The 19,569-nt window shown below is 51.1% G+C and carries 17 protein-coding genes; 7 read left to right on the forward strand and 10 right to left on the reverse strand.

All coding sequences use genetic code 11. The features are described 5' to 3' along the window. Positions 1–308: 308 nt before the first annotated feature. Both H7U12_RS06130 and H7U12_RS06135 read right to left on the reverse strand, forming a co-directional pair. Positions 309–902, reverse strand: coding sequence for a hypothetical protein (locus H7U12_RS06130; protein ID WP_186634554.1), 594 nt, complete (start codon positions 900–902; stop codon positions 309–311). Further along, positions 893–1,396, reverse strand: coding sequence for an RNA polymerase sigma factor (locus H7U12_RS06135; RefSeq protein ID WP_186634556.1), 504 nt, complete (start codon positions 1,394–1,396; stop codon positions 893–895). The genes H7U12_RS06130 and H7U12_RS06135 overlap by 10 nt, the downstream gene beginning before the upstream one ends. A gap of 688 nt (positions 1,397–2,084) precedes the next feature. Between H7U12_RS06135 and H7U12_RS06140 the strand changes: the two genes are divergently transcribed. Next, a complete protein-coding gene (locus H7U12_RS06140) occupies positions 2,085–2,660 on the forward strand; it encodes a hypothetical protein (protein ID WP_186634560.1) in 576 nt (191 codons plus the stop codon). A gap of 664 nt (positions 2,661–3,324) precedes the next feature. Here the strand turns inward: H7U12_RS06140 and H7U12_RS06145 are convergent. From H7U12_RS06145 to H7U12_RS06155, 3 genes are all read right to left on the reverse strand, one after another. Next, positions 3,325–6,288 carry a M16 family metallopeptidase gene (locus H7U12_RS06145; RefSeq protein ID WP_255896690.1) on the reverse strand — a complete coding sequence of 988 codons (2,964 nt, stop codon included), beginning with the start codon at positions 6,286–6,288 and terminating at the stop codon, positions 3,325–3,327. A 1,093-nt stretch (positions 6,289–7,381) separates the two neighbouring features. Further along, a complete protein-coding gene (locus H7U12_RS06150; RefSeq protein WP_186634563.1) occupies positions 7,382–7,918 on the reverse strand; it encodes a hypothetical protein in 537 nt (178 codons plus the stop codon). A gap of 65 nt (positions 7,919–7,983) precedes the next feature. Further along, positions 7,984–9,903 carry a DNA polymerase III subunit gamma/tau gene (locus H7U12_RS06155; RefSeq protein WP_186634566.1) on the reverse strand — a complete coding sequence of 640 codons (1,920 nt, stop codon included), beginning with the start codon at positions 9,901–9,903 and terminating at the stop codon, positions 7,984–7,986. A 187-nt stretch (positions 9,904–10,090) separates the two neighbouring features. On the opposite strand from H7U12_RS06155, the gene H7U12_RS06160 reads away from it, so the two are divergent. Further along, the gene (locus tag H7U12_RS06160; protein WP_186634569.1) at positions 10,091–10,918 is read left to right on the forward strand and encodes a TIR domain-containing protein; all 828 of its coding nucleotides are present in this window, start codon (positions 10,091–10,093) and stop codon (positions 10,916–10,918) included. Positions 10,919–10,928: 10 nt separating this feature from the next. Here the strand turns inward: H7U12_RS06160 and H7U12_RS06165 are convergent, their stop codons facing one another. Next, positions 10,929–11,333 (reverse strand): hypothetical protein, encoded by a 405-nt coding sequence (locus H7U12_RS06165; RefSeq protein WP_186634572.1) that lies wholly within the window; start codon positions 11,331–11,333, stop codon positions 10,929–10,931. Positions 11,334–11,622: 289 nt separating this feature from the next. On the opposite strand from H7U12_RS06165, the gene H7U12_RS06170 reads away from it, so the two are divergent. Both H7U12_RS06170 and H7U12_RS06175 read left to right on the forward strand, forming a co-directional pair. Beyond that, a complete protein-coding gene (locus H7U12_RS06170; protein ID WP_186634575.1) occupies positions 11,623–12,363 on the forward strand; it encodes a nucleotidyltransferase in 741 nt (246 codons plus the stop codon). Between the two features lie 152 nt (positions 12,364–12,515). After that, positions 12,516–13,346 (forward strand): metallophosphoesterase family protein, encoded by an 831-nt coding sequence (locus tag H7U12_RS06175; protein WP_186634578.1) that lies wholly within the window; start codon positions 12,516–12,518, stop codon positions 13,344–13,346. Positions 13,347–13,633: 287 nt separating this feature from the next. On the opposite strand, the gene H7U12_RS06180 is transcribed toward H7U12_RS06175, so the two are convergent. The 4 genes from H7U12_RS06180 to H7U12_RS06195 all read right to left on the reverse strand — a co-directional run bounded on the left by H7U12_RS06180 (position 13,634) and on the right by H7U12_RS06195 (position 16,004). Next, positions 13,634–14,212 carry a hypothetical protein gene (locus H7U12_RS06180; RefSeq protein WP_186634581.1) on the reverse strand — a complete coding sequence of 193 codons (579 nt, stop codon included), beginning with the start codon at positions 14,210–14,212 and terminating at the stop codon, positions 13,634–13,636. Positions 14,213–14,305: 93 nt separating this feature from the next. After that, positions 14,306–14,617, reverse strand: coding sequence for a helix-turn-helix domain-containing protein (locus H7U12_RS06185; RefSeq protein WP_186634584.1), 312 nt, complete (start codon positions 14,615–14,617; stop codon positions 14,306–14,308). A gap of 2 nt (positions 14,618–14,619) precedes the next feature. Then, complete coding sequence (locus tag H7U12_RS06190; protein ID WP_394368082.1) at positions 14,620–14,982, reverse strand: type II toxin-antitoxin system RelE/ParE family toxin; 363 nt, start codon at positions 14,980–14,982, stop codon at positions 14,620–14,622. Positions 14,983–15,206: 224 nt separating this feature from the next. Further along, on the reverse strand, positions 15,207–16,004 hold the full coding sequence (locus H7U12_RS06195; RefSeq protein ID WP_241749182.1) for a class I SAM-dependent methyltransferase: 798 nt from the start codon (positions 16,002–16,004) through the stop codon (positions 15,207–15,209). A gap of 91 nt (positions 16,005–16,095) precedes the next feature. Between H7U12_RS06195 and pruA the strand changes: the two genes are divergently transcribed. The 3 genes from pruA to H7U12_RS06210 all read left to right on the forward strand — a co-directional run bounded on the left by pruA (position 16,096) and on the right by H7U12_RS06210 (position 19,475). Further along, positions 16,096–17,748: an L-glutamate gamma-semialdehyde dehydrogenase gene (gene pruA, locus H7U12_RS06200; RefSeq protein ID WP_186634591.1), complete on the forward strand. Its 1,653-nt coding sequence runs from the start codon at positions 16,096–16,098 to the stop codon at positions 17,746–17,748. 591 nt (positions 17,749–18,339) lie between these two features. Then, complete coding sequence (locus H7U12_RS06205) at positions 18,340–18,933, forward strand: GNAT family N-acetyltransferase (RefSeq protein WP_186634594.1); 594 nt, start codon at positions 18,340–18,342, stop codon at positions 18,931–18,933. A gap of 50 nt (positions 18,934–18,983) precedes the next feature. After that, on the forward strand, positions 18,984–19,475 hold the full coding sequence (locus tag H7U12_RS06210; RefSeq protein WP_186634597.1) for a DUF4112 domain-containing protein: 492 nt from the start codon (positions 18,984–18,986) through the stop codon (positions 19,473–19,475). Positions 19,476–19,569: the final 94 nt, after the last annotated feature.

Genomic DNA, 19,569 nt, shown 5'->3' on the forward strand with positions numbered 1-19,569 from the left:
ATATCTTGTAGATGCTATATAAAAGGCGTCGGTTGCCTGAGAGGCGTTCTTTTTTCAGAACGATGCTGCTAAGAGAAGGAAAATGCAACAGGGTTTATAGGAGTAGCTTGTTGATCCTTCCGCTGAATAATAACTTGTTTTTGGGCTGTTTTGTGAAAACAGCCCAAAAACAAAGAAGCGCTCCTTCTTGAGAATCTTCAATCGTGAAATTACTTCGGGAATTTGGCGCAGCTTCTATCCAATGAACAAAAGTCACCTTCGTTTTTTGCTGGTTGATGCGTCTGATATGAAACCACCCCAACAACTCATCAACCATTGATATCAGTGAGTTGGTTTTCCATGTCATGCAACGTCTTGTTGTAGGACTTCAAGACCCAATAAGCGAACGCGGTCATTACCAGCCCGAAGAGCGGGAAAATAAGTATCCAGAAGTAAGGAACCTGGCTAAGGTCTTTCCCCTGAATGGCGGCCAGCACCGGCAGGGTAAGCAACATAAGCAACAGGCCCAAGCAAACATTAATCTTCTGCAGCTTCTGAAACCTGATCTTCTGCCGACCGAAGGTATGGATGGTCTCTAAGTACGAGGCAGAGGAGATATTCACGCTTTTTAGAGCCCTCACCGAGGCAAGCGAAATAACCGGCAGCAACAAGAGCAACCCAATGGCCAGAGCCGCCAGCACCTGCGCAAAGACATCTTCTATCTGAGTGAGATGCACACTGAGGTAGGCCGCTCCTGCATAACAGACCATGGTGCCGGCAAACTCAGAATACCTTACTTTGTTGAACTTGGATTGGTAATTCTGCTGGGTCACGTTCGCCAGCAGTTTGTTTGAGAGGGCATCTTGTCTCTCGACCCGATGGCTTAAGCTGTTCCAGGCGTTTTGCATTTCTTCTAGTTCCATATGGCTTGTTTTTTGGTAATTTGGGTTCTTAGTTTTTCTCTGATTCTTGAGATTCTGGTGCCAACGTTGCTGACGGTGATTCCTACAATGGCCGCTATTTCGTCATAACTCTTGCCTTCCAGATACAGGAGGATAATGCCTCTCTCCAGTAAGTTCAGCAACTGAATGTGGGCATACAGCTGCTGGATTCGTTCTTCCTCCAGCCTGTCCATCTCGTCGGCAAACCTATCAGCCCCAACCTCCAGGGGAATGGTATCCACCCTTCTTTTGGTTTGCTTCAGGTGGTAAATGGCCGTGTTCAGGGCTACCCGGTACATCCAGGTACTCACCTTTGACTGCCCGTAAAAAGACCCGAAGGATTTCCACAGCTGATAGACAATTTCCTGGTAAAGGTCATTTCTGTCTTCCAGGTTATTGGTGTAAAGCGCAGCTACTTTAAAGATCAAGCCCTTGTGTTCTTTGATGACGTGCGTAAACTGGTCTGCTATATCCATCTAATTTTGAACTACACCCCATTAGTGCAGGAAGTGTCTGGAAAATCACACCTGATAGGGAAATAATTTCTACCGATTACCGGTAAGCTGTTTTAGACCAGTTCTCTCAGAAACAGGCATAAAACAATGAAGGAGCAACCAACGGCTGCTCCTTCCAAAATCATTTGATTCAAAATAGCTCTTTCAAGATCATTAGCTAGTTCCTTGAAGTTGAGCCGGCTTTGGGAGCCGATCATCAGGATGCCCATCTTGGAAATGCACTCCGTGGTGATGCTGTTGCATACTAGGGCCTTGGAGTTGGGGAGTTAGCTTCGGCCACGGGCCATAAATTTAAAATGTGAGAAGCCGGCGGGTTGAAGTGTCTTGACTGCGCTAATTAAAGGGACCAGAATGCTTATGCACAACCGCCAATAGGTGTTTACGCCCTGGCAAAGCATGCAGTACCTGCACGATATGCGCAGCCAGCAAGCGTACTATCCCTAGACAATGACTGCTGCCCAGGAATTCGCTTGAACAGCATGCATAAACTGCTGGCTATTAACTTATAAAAGATTGAGCTAAAGCGTTAGGCAGTAGGTGATTAGGTCAGCTACTTCTATTCAAACCAACATGTCTTTACCATGGAAGTTAAGATGGAATTCAGCTTGCTTTTAAGTAGCTTTGCTGAATAATCTTTATTCTATTTAAAATGCTTAGAAATCTTTTTACGCTTATTTTATCATTAATTGCCTTAAATACTTTTAGCCAGGGAAGAACAGAATGGAAAGAAAATTATACCCTCACTTTAAACGATTTTCAAGCCCAGGCTCCTAAAAGCCAACAAAATGGATCAAATTCTTTCTCATTGGCGGCGAGCCTAGACTTTGGATATGCCATGAGCAACTATGAGTTCATGCTAACCAAGAACTTCAACAATCGGGTTACAGCGTACTTTGTTCCTGCCAGTTCCTGGCTGCAACAAGGGGAATCTAATGAACGGCTTCTGCAATATGCCCAAATGCAATTCGACTTACTTGAGTTGCACGCACGTAAATACAGAAAGCGGTTATATGAATCCAAGAATGCGCTGTCAAACTATGACTTCTACCAGAAAGCCAATGATGCGATCAGTACCGAGTATATGAACGCTGGAGTTGAAATGCAAGACGCAGTATTAGAATCTAACGCCAAGGCTTTGGAATATCACCAAAAGATCAAGAAAGAGATAGCTGAAATGGCAGAGTTTTGCAAAGAATGCAAACCCGTAAAAGCCAAAAAGAAGTAATCTTTCTGAGCCAACAGAAGGTGGTTACTATTTGTACGGCCTCCTTGTTCTTCGCCAGTATGGCTTTCAAGTACAAGGAGGCCGTTTTTTTGGAATACCTATTTTGCCTTTCCTTAAAGGCCTTCAAGGAACAGGTATAACGACAAAAGAAGTTACGATGACAGGTTAGTTCGCTTAAACCATGCATGTATCTTACTTCTGCTTATCCTAAAAAGAAGTTGCCTTCCGGTTAAAGGCTGATGTGCCAGCAGGTCCTTCTTACATGATGTCTTGGAGTAACGCCTCTAATTTTTTCAAGATAGTACGTGCCTTTACTTGCATTATAGCATTAAAACTAATTTGAGGGAACCACTTCCTTTAGGGAAGGCCTAGCCGCTAAGAGCAATTGCTTTCAGTAAAAATCACCTGACTTCTGCACTTTTTCCGGTAGCCCATAGATGTTGCCAAAGCTTTTTACTAGCATAAAGTCTTTGCTATCAATAAGCCAGGATTGAACAAAGCGTCTCATGGTAGTTGGCCTGTGGCCTGCTGTGGTGTAAGTGAAATTTGGTAAAAAGGTATACCGGTTTTGCGTCTGTTTTCAGAAAAAAGACGCAAAACACAGAAGGAGCAACCAACGGCTGCTCCTTCCAAATTCTGACAACTAACAACTATCAACTACACCTTAATACCCGAACAGCTCCTTTAACGTCAACTGCTTCACGGTGCCATATTTGGCCAGTTCCTTGAAGTTCAACCTGTCCTTAGAGCCGATGACCAGGATGGTTTGGTTCTGGCCTTTCACAAACTGCTGCTGGAACGCCTTGATCTGGTCCAGGGTTAGGGCATCCAGGCTCTCGTAGATATCGCGGCGGATGTCATGGTCCACGCCCAGTTTACGGGCCGCCTCATAGTTCATGAGAATGCCCACTTTGTTGATGCGCTCCGTGGCGATGCTGTTGCGCACCGAGGCCTTAGCATTGGTGAAATTGGTCTCGGCCACCGGCAAATCGTTCAGGAGTTCCTGCATGCCGGCCATCGCCTCAGGCAGTTTATCGCTCTGCGTGCCTATGTACGACATGATGTAGTTGGCGCGGTCTTTCCGGCTGGCGTTGGCGAAACGGGAACTGGCGGAGTAGGCCAATGCGCGGGACTCGCGCAGTTCCTGGAACACAATGGCCCCCATGCCGCCGTCAAAGTACTCGTTGTACAGCCTGATGGTGGGCACCAGTTTGGGGTCATAATTCAGAGACTTGGTCAAAAACAGCAGCTCGGCCTGCACCATGTCATAGTTCGTCCAGTACACGTTGCGGTTCTTGATGTCCAGCTCTTTGAAATCGTTTTCGGCGGGTACCGGCTTCAGGGCCGCCGGTACAATGTGGCCCGTGTTCAACGTAGCCGTAATGTTTTGCAACTCCCGGGGGCCGTAGTACAGCACGCGGTGTTGGTACGTAGGAATGCTCTTGATGCGCGAAATCAGCTCGGCGGGTTTTACTTTCTTCAGTTCCTGCTCACTCAGAATGTGCGTGAACGGGTTCTTAGGACCGTACTTGGCGTAGTTCACCATGGCCACGCTGTGGATGGTGTTCTTGTCCAACTTGGCGTCTTTGCGGTCTTTCAGGATACCGGCCACCAGATCGTTTAAGGCTTGCTGGTCGGCTTTGGGGTTCTGCAGGAGGCTCTCAAACAGTTGCAGACCTTTCTCCAGATTGGTGTCCAGCCCGGTGAGGGAAACATACACTTGGTCCTGGCCCGAGGAAACCCCAAACGAGCAGCCGATCTTGAAGAACTCCTTCTGCAGTTCCTCGGCGGTGTATTTGTCAGTGCCCAGGTACTGCAGGTAATCCACGGCCAGGCCAAGTTTCAGGTCATTGTTGGTGCCCATGTCCAGGATGTAGTACAGGTTGAAAAGGCCATTCTCCTGGTTTTTGGTGTAGTACACCGGAATGTTGCCTTTCAGGCTGCCTTCCTGAATGTCTTTCTTGAAATCCACGAACTGCGGCTGCAGGTCAGACACGGTGCGGCTGGCCACCTGCTTGTAGTAGTCAGACTGCGCCTCGCGGTTAGCCGGCACCGGCGTGATGGTGGGTTTCTCCACTTTCTGGGCGGTGGGGTCCTGGCCGGTGCGTTTGTAGATCACGGCGTAGTTGTTGCCGTAGTAGCGGTTAGCCACGTCCATGACGTCCTGCTTCGTGATCTGCTCAAACGCCTCTTCCTGCTTCAGGTAATCGGCCCAGTTCTGGCGGGCGATAAACGCATCCACGAAAGCCGTGGCCCGGGCGGCGTTGCTTTCGTAGGCTTTCATCTTGCTGATCTTGTTCTTGTTCACGATGGCGGGAATCAGCCAGTCCTCAAACTGACCTTTCTTCACCAGTTCAATCTGCTGCACCAACAGGTTCTTGACCTGGTCCAGCGTCTGCCCCTGCCGCGGGTTCCCGGTCAGGAAGTGCGCCGAGTAATCATTGTAGATCTCGGCGAAAGAGGCAGCCCCCAGCGCGGCTTGCTTCTGGTTGATGTTCAGGTCAATCAGGCCGGCCTGGCCGTTGCTCAGAATCTGGTTGATCATGCGCAGCACCAACGCGTCTTTGGATTGAATGCCGGGGAAACGGTACGCCATCAGCACACTCTCAGCCTCCGGCCCCAGAATTTCCTTCACGATGGGCGCGATAATAGGCTTCTCCTGCGGCGGGGTGTACGCGGGAACGTCTTTCTTCTGCCACCGCCCGAAGTGCTCATTCAGGGTTTTGATAGTCTGCTCGAAGTCCAGGTCGCCGCTCATGGCAATGGCCATGTTGTTGGGGATGTAATATTTGTCAAAATACTTCTTGATCTCGGTGATGGACGGGTTCTTCAGGTGCTCCACCGTCCCGATGGTGGTTTGAGCGCCGTACTGGTGCGTGGGGAACAAGGCCGCGAACGCCGCTTCAAACGCTTTGTTTTGGTCTGAGTCCAAGGAGCGGTTTTTCTCTTCGTACACGGCCTCCAGCTCGGTGTGGAACAACCGGGGGATCATCACGCCCAACCGCTCCGATTCCAGCATCGACCACTTGTCTAGTTGGTTGCTGGGGATGTCGCCGTAGTAAATGGTCTGCTCCACCCAGGTGCTGGCGTTGGAGTTCTTCATGCCCATGGCGGCCACCAGCTTGTCGTACTCATTGGGTACCGCGTACTTGGCGGCCACGCCCGAGATGGAGTCTATCTGGTGGTACGTTTTCTTGCGCAAAGCCGGGTCTTTCTGGGTGCGGTAGAGTTCGTACAGCGCCTCAATCTTGGCCAACTCCTCTTTTTCTTTTTCCCAGTTGATGGTGCCCAGCTTGGTAGAACCCTTAAAGGCCATGTGCTCCAGGTAGTGCGCCAGACCAGTGGCATCGGCGGGGTCGTTCTTGCTGCCCGCGCGCACGGCAATATAGGTCTGGATGCGGGGTGCGTTGTCATATTTGGTCAGGTACACCGTCAGGCCATTGTCTAGGGTATAGATGCGCGCGTTCAGCGGATCATTGGGCACGGAGGTGTAGGTGAACTCTTTCTTGGCTGCCTCTGCCGCCGAAGTCTGAGTGGCGGAGGTAGCGGTTTGGGGTGCCGTACTGGTTTTGCACTGAACAAACAGCACGGCTCCCATCAGGGAAAAAGCAATAAATCTTTTTTTCACGTCAGGTGGATTTTATCTTCTAGCGGATAATCAAATATAAGAAAACCGGGGGATTTTATGATATTGATTCTAACGAGCTGATTTTCAAGGATAGTGAAGGAGGATAAGGAGGGCTTTGGGGCTGATTTTGAGAAAACAGGTCTAAAGTAGCGTCTTGCTGATGAGGCGCCGGAAACGGTTTCATGGGGCGGAAATGCTTACGCTTGTGCATGCATCCCGTTTGTGCTGACGGAGGACCGCAGTTTTCGTAGGCGCATGAACTTGGCTGTTGCATAGCTGGGCTCCGTGCGCTCACGGCCGCGGGGCCCCGCCTTCCGGTCTCGCGCTGTTCCAGCTTCCTTTGCTCCCTGCGGTCGCAATGCCTGCGGCACCGGAACCTGCTAAGGCGCTCCACCGAAAGGCTGGAAAAGGCAATGCGTTGATGGAAATGCCTCAGACCTCACAGGTTTTGAAAACCTGTGAGGTCTTCCCTTGTAGAGACGCAATACCTTGCGTCTCTCTTTCCTTCTTTCCACACATTCCAAATATTCCAGATTGTAGAGACAAGGCATGCCTTGTCTCCCACGTGTCCTCCGCAGCAAACGGTAGCTTCCTGGACGGGCATCTAAAAAGGTGTTCCTGCATAGCATATGCCATTGGCGCAGACACTCGCAGGATCTCCGGCCGCTGCGAGGTCTTTGGAGCAGACAGGACTGCAAAGGAAAAAAGACTATTTGAAAGGAACTCCCCTCCTTGGAGTAGGGCCGTTAAGTTCTATTTTAATGGTTTGCTACTTTCGAGAAGGCATAGCCATTACTGCATACTTTGAGCCTCACGGCTCACTGAAGTTGCAAACTTCAGCTCTTTGTAGGTCCAAGTTAGAAACTTGAACCAGCTATACGTTTAGAACTTAACGGCCCTACCCTCCTTGGAGGGGTAGGGTTGGGTTTTGTTTTCATGGTTCAAGTCTGTGACTTGGACCTACCATGATCGGCAGTTTGTAACTGGCGTGACTATAAACTTTATACAAACAGAGATTTCCTCTTGGACGGAGACGAATGTTTACAGCATTCCATTTTAAGCCTATTTTACTGAAAACGGGCCCAAAACAGAGTTACAACCGTGATGCAGGAGAGGAGGAAGTGGTTTGGTCCTCGGCGGGTATTCCTAACTCTGTTGAGAGCAGGCGCAGGGTTTTGAGGGCATCGGGTTGGTTGTCGGTGCGGAGTTCGTAGTCGGGTTGCTCGGTTTGGGAGAACAGACCGATGGTGTACCACATGACCGGGGCTGCGGGTTCATGATCATGGCTGTGTCCGTGATCATGATCCTGCGATGATCTGAGGCGGGAGGTGAGCACCACGCGCTGGAAGGCGGGCAGCGGCGCCCATTTGCCGGTTTTCAGCCCGAACATGCTCAGGTACTCCCGCACCTGGCGGTTCTTAAAGTCCAATTGGAAGCCGTGGTAAGTACTTTGGAAGAGGATTCCCAGCAAAAACAGTAACGCTCCCACAGACAGCATTTGCACCTGGTCAGCGCCGGACCATAGCGGAGAGCCGCCCAGTAGAATGCCCGCCGGCAACAGCACGTAGCCCAGGTAACGGAGGCTGCCAAAAAAGGAATCGGTTTTACGGTCAAAGAGGTGCGGGTTCATGGGGTAGGCTAAAAGTAAAAACGGGTGAGGCCATTTCAGGTCTCACCCGTTTACGGAAAGGTCGCTTAAAAGTCAGTGTCCAGACCCAGGCGGTTTTTGAGGTCTTTCAGGACGGGATACATATCGGCCAGGTAGTTGTACCTGTCCTGAGACGTGTACAGCTTGCGGCCGCTTTCCTGCTGCACCACGTCAATGTGCACCTGCAGGCGGTTGTGGCCCAAGGCCTGGCGCAGATACAACAAGAACTCCGGCTTGAAACTGTTGAACTCGGCTACCTGCACCTCGTTTTCCACCTGCAGGTGTACCTCGGCCTTCTCGGCGTCAAAGTACCACTCGCGGTTCAGGATGGTGTACTCCAGGGTGCGGTCGGTTTGTTTCACGCGGTCCACGTACAGTTTCCAGAGCTGTTGCAGCTTGTGCTCGTTGATGGTGGGCAATGAACCGGGCACGTAGGCCTCGGTTTCCTCTTCCAGCACTTCCACCATCGGCGCAGCCGAGGCCGCTACTTTCTCCTCGATGTTCTTCAGGCTGGGCAACTTGGACATTTTGCGGCTGGCCAGCGGAGAAGCAATGGTTCGGGCCGGGGCAGCAGGAGCCGCTACGGGCATAGGCGGCGCGATGGAAGGAACCGGCGAAGGCGCTTCTTCTGGATAGGTGTCAAACACGGGGTCCTCGCCCGCGTCCATATCCGCGGGAGCGGTGTTGTGGTGGGTTTCGGGCCCGTTTTTGTTTAAAGAGGCGGAAATCGGCGGAGCCGAAGGGGCAACTGCTGGGGCCGCCGCCGGGGCGGGAGAGACCGGAGCCTGACCGTTGGGCGCGGCTACGCCGGAAGTTCCGTTAGTTTTTTTTTTGACGTCTCCGGTGAGAGAGACATCTGAGGCCAGTTGCAGGGCGTGGGGCAGGTGCGCCAGTTTCATGAGCAGCAGTTCCACGTGCAACCGCTGGTTTTTAGCGGCTTTGAAGTTCTGGTCGCAGCTTCCCACCAGGTTGAGGCCGGAGAGCAGGAAACTCAGCGAGGCTTCCTGCGCCTGCTTGGCGTATTGGGCCTTGATGTTTTCTGATACTTGCAGCAGTTGTACCGTCACGGTGTCTTTGCAGACGAGCAAACTTCTGAAATGCTCGCCAATGCCCAGCACGAAGTTGTGCGAATCGAAGCCGTTTTTCAGAATCTCGTCATAAAGCAGCAAAGCGCCGCTCAGGTTCTGGGTAAGCAGATATTCCGTGAGGCGGAAGTAATAGTCGTAATCCAGGATGTGCAGGTTCTGCACGGTGGCCTTGTAGGTAAGGTGGTGGCCCGAGAAGGTCACCATCTGGTCAAAGATAGACAAGGCATCGCGCAGGGCGCCATCGGCTTTCTGCGAGATCAGGTGCAGGGCATCGTCATCGGCTTTGATCTCCTCTTTCTGGGCAATGCGGCCCAGGTGCTGCACCATGTCCTCAATCCGGATGCGGTTGAAGTCAAAGATCTGGCAGCGCGAGAGAATGGTAGGGATGATCTTGTGGCGCTCAGTAGTAGCCAGAATGAAAATGGCGTAGGCCGGCGGCTCCTCCAGGGTCTTCAGAAACGCGTTGAAGGCCGAGTTGGAGAGCATGTGCACCTCATCTATGATGTAGATTTTGTACTTGCCCGTCTGCGGTGCATACCGCACCTGCTCCACCAGGTTCCGGATGTCCTCTACCGAGTTGTTGGACGCGGCATCCAGCTCGTGCACGTTGAACGAGCTGTTGTTGTTGAAGCTTTTGCAGGAATCGCACACGTTGCAGGCCTCTACCTCCGGCGTAATGTTCTGGCAGTTGATGGTCTTGGCCAGAATACGCGCGCAGGTAGTTTTACCCACGCCCCGGGGGCCGCAGAACAGGAACGCCTGCGCCAGGTGGTTGCTGCTGATTGCGTTCTTTAAGGTAGTGGTAATATGGTGCTGCCCCACCACACTGTCAAAGGTGGTAGGACGGTATTTACGGGCCGATACAACAAAATTCTCCATCGCTCTACAAAGTTAATCGATTCTGAATCGAATCCGCAACGGAAAGAACGAGGCCGGGACAGGTTCTTGATTTTGTGCAAAGAGGATGGCGTTTCAGGGCTGTTTTCAGGAAAGAAGGCCGGAAAGGGAGAATTGCGTTCTGAAATAAATGTTTATATTAAGCTTTTGAAAAGAAACATTCTCCATAATGAAGAAGCCAAGGTTGTTTATAGGGTGCTCAGTTGAAAGTTTAAATATAGCTGATGCGATCAATGAAAACATGGATCATACTCTAGAAGTAACAATTTGGCGAAACGGAACATTTTCTTTATCAAACAACACAATCGATGATTTGGTTAAAATGGCTAGCTCTGTCGATTTTGCTGTTTTTATATTCTCTCCCGATGATCTTTTAACAATCAGAGCTGAACAAAAGAAAGTAGTAAGAGACAATGTGATCTTTGAACTTGGGCTCTTTATTGGGAAAATAGGAAAAGAGAGGTGTTATATTGTGAAGCCAAGAGGAGTAGACCTGCACCTACCAACAGATTTACTGGGGATGACAACTGCTGATTATGAGCCAAACAGATCCGATAATGATCTAACCTCTGCTGTTAATGTGGCTTGTAATAAGATCAAAAGAGAAGTTGAAAGACTTGGTCTACTAAATAGTACACTTTTATACAAAGCTGAAAATCAACTAACTCATATAGTTAATAATAACCTGTCAGATATTGATTTTAGAGTTTTGTCATCACTGATTTCTACTTATACTCAAGCTCCAGTGGGTTGGCCAATCTGGACTATCAAGAACAATATAAGGGAAATCAATGATAATCAAATTGATTTGTGTGTTATTAAGTTGGAAAGACTAGGATACCTTGAAAAGGAAAATGCTGTAGAAAATTTTGACAATGTTTTTTATGCATATAAGCTTTCTCAAAGCGGAATCGAATATTTGTTGCAAAATGAAAGCAAAGTTTCAGCTCTACCATCTTTGAATGATGATCTGTCAAATGATGATTTACCATTTTAGGTAAAACACCTTACCTGAATGGCCGCTTCACCAGACTTACCTGTCCCATGGCGTCTTTCTCGTATTTGGCCAGGCAATTTGGCTGAAACTGGGCGTCAAAATTCTGTTCTCCGGGAGAAACGGCAGTTGGGGCGGGCTGCCCTTGCAGGAAAAAGTACACCTGGGTGGTGCCGTATTTGGTGTGGGGCATGAAGTCGCCGTACTGTTGCATCTGGTCCCAGAGCGTGTCTGCCACGGTGACGGCGTAGATGCGCTGGATGGGGCCGGTGTTGTTCTCGTTGCGGTACATGGCCACTTCTTCGAAGCCGCCGCTTAAGTCCTGCACGCCGGGTTGGGTGAAGGCATCTTTGACAAACCAGACCATGAGGACCGCGAACACTGCTATCAATACATATTTTACATTCTTTCCAGACATCTCTTTCTCCTTGGTAAAAGCCCAAACTTACGCAGTCCAGACCAGATCACAAACCAATTTGAGGGCTCTGGATTAGGCCTGTTTTCCTGAAAACGTCCATAAAACAGCCAAATGCGCGTTATGCGGCTACATAAGTACACTTCTGGATAACATTTTCCCAAGGATTCAGTAAATGCTATACCCCCTGTTTCTCAGCATAAGGTAGCCCGGTGGCTGCCGGTGAGCAGGGCAGGGGGAGCAGGGCCTTTACCGGCAAACATCTTTCTACCTATCAGCACTGAAGAATATTATGGAACTGGACGATATGGCCCCAGAGGTGGCCCAGGAATTTTACCCGCAGGCCCTCAAAATGCTGCATGAAAGCGGACTGCCTTTCTTGATGGGCGGCGGTTTTGCGCTTCGGCAGTACACCGGCATGCAACGGCCCATGAAAGACATGGACGTGTTCTGCAAGGCTGGCGACTGCCCGCGCCTGCTCAAGATCTTCAACGACGAAGGCTTCAAGACCGAGCTGGTGGATGCCCGCTGGCTGGCCAAGGCCTTCAAAGAAGGAAAATACGTAGACTTCATCTTCAACAACCCCGGCAACAACATGCCCGTGAACGACGGCTGGTTCCGGAGAGCCCCCGACGGGACCGAGTTTGGCGTGCCCGTGAAATACATCTCCGCCGAGGACCTGTTCCGCTGCAAGATTTACGTGCAGAACCGCGAGCGTTACGATGGCTCAGACCTGAACCACCTCATCCTGCGCCACGGCGAGCACATGGACTGGGAACGCATCTTGCAAACCCTGGAGCAACACTGGCAACTGGTTTTGATGCAATTATTGTCCTTCCAGTTTGTGTACCCGTCTGAGCGCGACATTATTCCGCGCTGGTTGTTTGATGAGCTGCTGCTGCGGGCCAAAGAGCAGTTTGACATGCCGCCGCCTACCGAGAAAGTGTGCCGTGGTCTGCTCATCGACCAGACCCAGTACGCCCCGGCCGTGACCGAGTGGGGCTTCAAGGCCATGACCATCATGACTATTTAAGAGACCAGATGTTAGCTGCTGAAATTTAGAAAGTTGTAAAACTACGAAGCTGGAGTAGACCGTTTTTTTAACCATTAACGGTTTCTGGTACGTATTCAACGGTCAAGAATGCATGTCTAACATCTAGTGTCTAGGACCTAACCTCATCAAGAATGGAACAACAACCGCAACCCTACGTTACGCCGCAGCCTGTTCAGCCCTTACAGCCCATCTCGCCCCAACCCACGGACTTGCCCGCCGTGGTAGAGGAACCCGCCAAGCCGGTGCGGATTGCGGCCGTAGGTGACATTCACGTACGCGAGACGGACAAAGGCAAGTGGGTTGATTTCTTCAAAGCCGCCTCTGACCAAGCCGATATCCTGCTGCTGTGCGGTGACCTCACCGACCATGGCTACGCCAAGGAAGCCGAAGTTCTAGCCGAGGAGATGCGCTCCTGCACCATTCCGGTGGTCTGTGTGCTGGGAAACCATGATCATGACAAAGACGAACACGAGGAAATCCGCTCCTGCCTGCTTCGCGACAACGTGCACTTTCTGGATGGCGATGCCGTGGTGATCAAAAACGTGGGTTTTGCCGGGGTGAAGGGTTTTGGGGGTGGTTTTGACAAATACATGCTTTCCATGTTTGGCGAGGTAAGCAACAAAGCCTTTGTGCAGGAAGCCGTGGAAGAAGCCCTGAAACTGGAAGCCGGTCTTTCGCGCCTAGATACCGAGTACCCCGGCGTGAAGAAGATTGCCGTGCTACACTACTCACCCATCAAAGCCACGGTAGAGGGAGAACCCGAAGCCATTCACCCGTTCCTGGGCTGCTCGCGCCTAGCCGAGCCCCTGGACCGCCAGAACGTGCTGGCCTGTTTCCACGGACACGCCCACATCGGTACCCTGGAAGGCGAGACCGCTAAAGGCGTCAAAGTATTCAACGTAGCCAAACCCATTTTGCAGAAAGCGGGCTTTGCCATGCCGTTCTTCCTCTTTGACGTGTAGAAAACGCTGCAATTGAAGAAGCCTTTCTTTTCAGGTCGTTTTGGTAAAAACGCCCCAAAAAGAAAGGCTTCTCTGTTTTTGGATCAATGTGCTATACTGTTGAAGGAGTAGTTAGTACTAGGTAGCTCTTTAATTCCTATAAGTCTTGTCAGAAGACCTATTGTTGGAACTGATGTAATCATAACAAGTAACTTTCTCATTATGTATTCACTGCACCACAATGTACTTGGCTATGCGGCGGCATCGCTGCCGTATAGGTGTGGTTAGCACTGTGTTATTTTATTCTTCTATTTAACAAAGTAGTTGAATCTTATCTGGTATTGCTGGTTCTGCAGGATTATTGTTCCATCAAAGGTGTTAACTCCTGGTTGCTGCGACTTGGCTTTGTATACCAACTTTACCCCATACTTACCCGCTATCTTTTCAACGTTATACTTCTTGGCATTGCTTATTATTACTTTGGCACTTTCTACACCATCCCCGCTACGGCTTATCGATGCCTCGAAAGGTGCCGAAGCCGATACGGTATCGTTACTGAAGGTGACATAATAGTTCTCCTTCCTGTAATCATACTTGAAAACCTCGGTCTTAACGTACTCTTTGCCGCGTGCTAATTTGTAAAATACCATACCATTCAATGAAGTATTCACCTGCTTCGTAGTCTCGCTTGCTGTGTCTTGTCGAGTATAGATTAAGTTTCCATCTTCATCATAGACTGAGACAAGGGATGAGTCTGCCCTCATCTCATCTGTGGTTTGAAAGCGTTCTACATGTCTAACTTCTATATCTCTGCTTGGCCTGAAAAGATATAAAGAGATGAGCGACAGAATGCTGACCAAGGCGATGACAAAAAATCCTTTTTTCATTAATTCTAATGTGTGCTAACGGCCTCGTATAAAAAACGAGTGAGGCCGTCGGCCGAAGCATGATTTTTATACAATGTTACCCACTGTAGTTTTTTAGGCAATGCGTACTTTATTGTTGAGCATTTCTACCTTGAAGTTAACCTTTGCCTCAAGCGCATTAAATACTTTAAGGATAGTGTCAATTGTAACATTGGTCGTGTTGTTCTCAAGTCGGGATATCTGTGCTTTTTTTACGCCTACAAGCTGCCCCAGTTGTTCCTGGGTAAGGTTCCTTTCTTTCCGCGCCGCCTGAATCATGTCGCCAATCAGCTCCAGTTTGAGTTCGAATTCATACTTGTCACGCTCCGGCGTTCCTTTTATGCCGATGAGCTTGTCCTCGGCTTCGCTAAGTGAATATCTTTTCATGGTTATTTCTCTTTAAAGTAGACTTCCCGAATCCGTTCGGCCTTGGCAATTTCCTTTTTGTCGACTTTGCTGGTTTTCTTGACAAATCCATGTGTTGCCAGGACAAGAGTCTCTTTGTTATCTGATTTGTCCCAGAATGCTAGGAGCCTATACTGAAGACCTGCGTAAAGCGTCCTGAACTCCCAAAGATCGCTTGTTAGCTTCTTGAAAAGCTTTGGGTCATTGTGGGATTGAGCTCTTCTTAAATTCTGCAATATCTTCTCGCGGTGCTTCAACTCAAGCGATTCCAGAAACCTGAAAGCCTCCTCCAGCAAGTCAACCTCAAATTTTTGCTGCATCAAATAATTATCTCTAGATACTCCCAAAGATGCAGAAAAGTTTCTTTATATGTAAACTTTAGCTTTCTACTATTACAGCCAACTATTGGATAAACGTACTCCTACACTTATCTGTACTATAGGCGTAATCAAACATACGCTTTACCACCCGTATCTATAGATAATCGTAACTAAATAAGGTAATTACTCTCTATAAAAATAAAGCCCAGCTGCTTTAGGCCCGTTTTTCTAAAAAGAGGTCCTAAGCAGGCTTACTTCTCCACCCGGCCTATCCGGCTGAAGATGGGGAAACGCACCTCTTTCTGCTGATTCTGGGGCCAAACGGTTTTCACCTTTTCCATTAATCCGGTTACCGGATTCTCACCGGTTTGCCGGAGGTAGGCTTGCACGCTGGACCAGGAGTTCAGGTAGCCTTCCAGATCGGTGATCGTCCAGGTGGCGGTAATGGCGCCGGTAAACGCGGGCAACTCCTGAAACGGAAACGGGATGGTGGCGTAGCTTTCGTCAATATAGCGGCGCTCAAAATCCCAGTAGGGTCCCACCACTTCGGTGTAGAAATGATAGATAAGCGTGTCCACGTCTTCTGAAATGGAGAGCAGGCCATAGCCCCAAAGCGCCAGAACAGCACCCGGCTTGGCCACCCGGTGCACCTCCTGGTAGAATTTCGCGAAATCAAACCAATGCACCGCCTGACCCACCGTGATTAAGTCAAAAGAGTCATCTGGGAAAGAGGTCTGCTCCGCCGGAAGCAGGTGGTAGGTAATCTTATCAGAGGCCGGTGCCTGCGCCAGCTGCTTTTCGCTGATGTCGGTGGCGTGGACGTGGGTGAAAAACGTAGCCAGTTCTACGGCCACCTGCCCGTTGCCGGTGCCGCAATCCCAGGCCAGTTCTGGGTGGGGTACCAGGGAGCGCAAATGCTGGTAGAGGTCCTCTGGGTAGGTAGGCCTGAACTTCTTGTACAGGTTGGCCTGAGCGGAAAAATTGTCTTTTGGAGCCATAATGGAGTAGAATGAACCTTGCAGGCCGGCCGGCGTTGGCCAGAAAACCATGCGGTTTCCACGGGCTACCCTGCGTTAGCCTTTTTTACTCGAAAGCCCTACCTTTGTTTATCTTGTTACTTGAATTTAAAACCAATACCATATGTCCAACGGATTTTTCAATGTCCCCATTCCGGTAAACGAGCCCGTAAAAAGCTACGCGCCCGGCAGCAAAGAAAGAGAAGAACTGCAGAAAGCATATAACGAGTTGCGCGAGCAGCAACTGGATATTCCCATGTACATTGGGGGCGAGGAAGTACGCACCGGCAACCTGATGCCCATCAACCCGCCGCACGACCACCAACGCCTCATCGGGAACTTCCATTACGGTGATGCCAGCCACGTAGAGCAGGCCATTGACGCCGCTCTGGCTGCCCGCGAGCAATGGGCGCACATGCCTTGGGAAAGCCGCGCCGCCATCTTCCTGAAAGCCGCCGATCTTTTGGCCGGACCTTTCCGGGCGCGCATGAACGCCGCCACCATGCTGGGCCAGTCCAAGAACGCGTTCCAGGCCGAGATTGACGCCGCCTGCGAGATGATCGACTTCTTCCGGTTCAACGTGAAGTACATGACCGATGTCTACAAAATGCAGCCGGAGTCTATGCCGGGCATGTGGAACCGGCTGGAGCACCGTCCGCTGGAAGGTTTCGTGTTCGCTTTGACCCCGTTCAACTTCACCTCCATCGCCGCCAACCTGTGCGCCGCTCCGGCCATGATGGGCAACGTGGTGGTCTGGAAACCCGCCAATACGCAGGTGTACTCCGCTAAGGTGATCATGGATCTGTTCAAAGCCGCTGGCCTGCCAGACGGCGTGATCAACCTGGTGTACGTGGATGGTCCTGAGGCTGGCGATGTCATCTTCAAGCACCGTCAGTTTGCGGGTATTCACTTCACCGGCAGCACCGGCGTGTTCAACCACATTTGGAAAACCATCGGGGAGAACATCACCAAGTACCGCGGGTATCCGCGCATTGTGGGCGAGACCGGCGGGAAAGACTTCATCGTGGCGCATAAATCCGCGAACGCGAAGGAAGTGGCTGTGGCCATCACCCGCGGCGCGTTTGAGTACCAGGGGCAGAAATGCTCGGCGGCCTCCCGCGCCTACATCCCTAGCAACATCTGGGACGAGGTGAAAGGCCACGTGGTAGAAGACCTGAAATCCCTGAAAATGGGTGACCCGCAGGATTTCGGGAACTTCGTGAACGCCGTGATCGATGAGAAATCCTTTGACAAACTGGCCAAGTACATTGATGCCGCCAAGAACGATGACCAGGTAGAGATCATCGCGGGCGGAAATCATGATAAAACCAAAGGCTACTTTGTGGAGCCAACCGTGATTGTGGCGCAGGACCCGCAGTACGTGACCATGTGCGAAGAGCTCTTCGGGCCGGTGCTGACGCTGCACGTGTATGACGCCGATAAGTTTGAGGAGACGCTGGAGATGGTAGACCAAACCTCGCCGTACGGCTTAACCGGGGCCATTTTCTCCAACGACCGTTACGCCGTGGAACTGGCCACCAAGAAACTGAGCCACGCCGCCGGTAACTTCTACATCAACGACAAGCCCACCGGGGCCGTAGTGGGGCAGCAGCCATTTGGCGGTTCCCGCGCCTCGGGTACCAACGACAAAGCCGGTTCCATGCTGAACCTGCTGCGTTGGACCAGCGCCCGCACCATCAAAGAAACGTTTGTGCCGCCGGTAGATTACCGCTACCCGTTCCTGCAAAGCGGTAGCCCCGCTGAAGGAGCGCTCTAAGCGTTTTTAGCCCAATTCCCTGAAAACAGCCCCGAAACGGATTTCCGTTTCGGGGCTGTTTTGGTTAAAAGAGGTCAGAAACGGATGATTGTTTGTAGATCACGGTTCTGAAGCGGCTTTTCTGGTTGAGCTTCCGCCGTGCTGCTCATGGTTTCCGGCGAGTCTGGAGACTCGCATCATCCCAAGTCACGAGACTTCAGTCTCGCGCCAGTCGGTTTTTATTATTAAACTCAGAACTCAGAACTCAGAACTCAGAACTCATTTCCGACCTCGTTGTGCGCGCAGCTCCTGCGAGTGTCTCGGCCAGCCGTTATTTTCAGCCTCTCTTCCGAGACATAGAAAGAGTGATAAGCTTTCATTTGTCATCTTGGAAAGATCTTGGTGGTGAACTGGAAAAGCGCTGTTGTAAATGCAGTTACCGTTCGCCCACAAGATCCTTTCAGGATGACAAAGAAGGGCTCACTCCTGAATGACATAAGGAAAATGATGCAGTGAGGACAAATAAAGCAAGCCTTTTCCCAAACGATAAAAGTGGCAAGGTTTCTCCAATTCTGCTAAATTGAAACCTAGAACACCTCAACCCTTAACACCATGAAAACGCCCGCTCCGGTTACGCTTGAAGGCAAACACGTGATTTTGCGACCCATGCAGGAAAGTGACATTCCGGAGCTGAGCCGGGTGGGGCTGGCGGAAGACCTCTGGCGCCTGAGTTTGAACGTGCTGCGTACCCCCGAGGACATGGCCGCTTACGTGCGGGCCGCGCTCCAGGCACAGGAGGCCGGCACGGCGCTGCCGTTTGTGTACGTACATCCCGAGACCGGGGAACTCATGGGCAGCACCCGCTTCGGGAACATGGACCTGGCGAATAAAGGCTTGGAGATTGGCTGGACCTGGGTCATCCCGGCCTGGCAGCGCACCGGCGTGAACACCGAGGCCAAGTACCTGCTCCTGCGGCACGCCTTTGAGGAGTTGGGCTGCATCAGGGTCGCCCTGAAAACCGATGTGCTGAACGAGCGTTCCCGCCAGGCCATGCGCCGCATTGGGGCCCGCGAGGAGGGAATCTTACGCAATCACTTGATCACCTCAGAAGGCCGCGTGCGTGACTCGGTGATGCTCAGTATTCTGGACCGGGAATGGCCCCAGGTGAAGGCCCGGCTGGAGGGAATGCTGCAACGCCAGGGCTAAAACTAATCTTGCCGCCTTTTTCTGCGTATGAAGGAGAAATATCCAACGCCATGAACCAGACAACCCCGCCTGTTACCCCCGTTGATGAACGCCTGAAGTGGGTGGAGTCCATCTCGCGGTTACTGGACAACCAGTTCAAGATGCCGGGCACCAACTTCCGCTTCGGGCTGGACCCCATCATGGGGCTGTTGCCGGTGGTGGGTGACCTTTCCTCGTTTGCCATGTCTGGCGTGCTGGTCATGACCATGGCCAAGCACGGGGCCAGCCGCGCGCTGGTGGTGAGAATGCTGTTCAACATCTTCCTGGATGCCGTCATCGGTAGTATTCCCATTGTGGGCTGGCTGTTCGATTTCGGGTACAAAGCCAACCAGAAAAACGTGGACCTGCTGCGCCGCCACTACCAGGAAGGCAAGTACCAGGGCAAAGGCACCGGTTTCATCATTGGCGTGCTCATCGCGTTTCTGATCCTGTTTGGGTTGCTGCTCTACGGCCTCTGGAAAATAGCCGAGTACCTGTGGTTGTGGGCTTCCTCTGCGTGGTAGAAAGGTAGATAGCAGACGCACCAAAACCTCTATAAAGAAAAACCCGTCGGCCCGTTTCAGGCCTGTTTTCACCAAAACAGGCCTGAAACGGGCC

Origin of the sequence: Rufibacter sediminis (genome assembly GCF_014269285.1) — a bacterium.
Taxonomy (GTDB): domain Bacteria; phylum Bacteroidota; class Bacteroidia; order Cytophagales; family Hymenobacteraceae; genus Nibribacter; species Nibribacter sediminis.

What these genes read in the sequence shown, in the direction of transcription:
- H7U12_RS06185 (WP_186634584.1), bottom strand. Translation starts at nt 14,617, where the DNA reads ATGAAAAGATATTCACTTAGCGAAGCCGAGGACAAGCTCATCGGCATA.
- H7U12_RS06135 (WP_186634556.1), bottom strand. Translation starts at nt 1,396, where the DNA reads ATGGATATAGCAGACCAGTTTACGCACGTCATCAAAGAACACAAGGGC.
- H7U12_RS06140 (WP_186634560.1), top strand. Translation starts at nt 2,085, where the DNA reads ATGCTTAGAAATCTTTTTACGCTTATTTTATCATTAATTGCCTTAAAT.
- H7U12_RS06130 (WP_186634554.1), bottom strand. Translation starts at nt 902, where the DNA reads ATGGAACTAGAAGAAATGCAAAACGCCTGGAACAGCTTAAGCCATCGG.
- H7U12_RS06160 (WP_186634569.1), top strand. Translation starts at nt 10,091, where the DNA reads ATGAAGAAGCCAAGGTTGTTTATAGGGTGCTCAGTTGAAAGTTTAAAT.
- H7U12_RS06165 (WP_186634572.1), bottom strand. Translation starts at nt 11,333, where the DNA reads ATGTCTGGAAAGAATGTAAAATATGTATTGATAGCAGTGTTCGCGGTC.
- H7U12_RS06180 (WP_186634581.1), bottom strand. Translation starts at nt 14,212, where the DNA reads ATGAAAAAAGGATTTTTTGTCATCGCCTTGGTCAGCATTCTGTCGCTC.
- H7U12_RS06155 (WP_186634566.1), bottom strand. Translation starts at nt 9,903, where the DNA reads ATGGAGAATTTTGTTGTATCGGCCCGTAAATACCGTCCTACCACCTTT.
- pruA (WP_186634591.1), top strand. Translation starts at nt 16,096, where the DNA reads ATGTCCAACGGATTTTTCAATGTCCCCATTCCGGTAAACGAGCCCGTA.
- H7U12_RS06170 (WP_186634575.1), top strand. Translation starts at nt 11,623, where the DNA reads ATGGAACTGGACGATATGGCCCCAGAGGTGGCCCAGGAATTTTACCCG.
- H7U12_RS06205 (WP_186634594.1), top strand. Translation starts at nt 18,340, where the DNA reads ATGAAAACGCCCGCTCCGGTTACGCTTGAAGGCAAACACGTGATTTTG.
- H7U12_RS06150 (WP_186634563.1), bottom strand. Translation starts at nt 7,918, where the DNA reads ATGAACCCGCACCTCTTTGACCGTAAAACCGATTCCTTTTTTGGCAGC.
- H7U12_RS06175 (WP_186634578.1), top strand. Translation starts at nt 12,516, where the DNA reads ATGGAACAACAACCGCAACCCTACGTTACGCCGCAGCCTGTTCAGCCC.
- H7U12_RS06210 (WP_186634597.1), top strand. Translation starts at nt 18,984, where the DNA reads ATGAACCAGACAACCCCGCCTGTTACCCCCGTTGATGAACGCCTGAAG.
- H7U12_RS06195 (WP_241749182.1), bottom strand. Translation starts at nt 16,004, where the DNA reads ATGGTTTTCTGGCCAACGCCGGCCGGCCTGCAAGGTTCATTCTACTCC.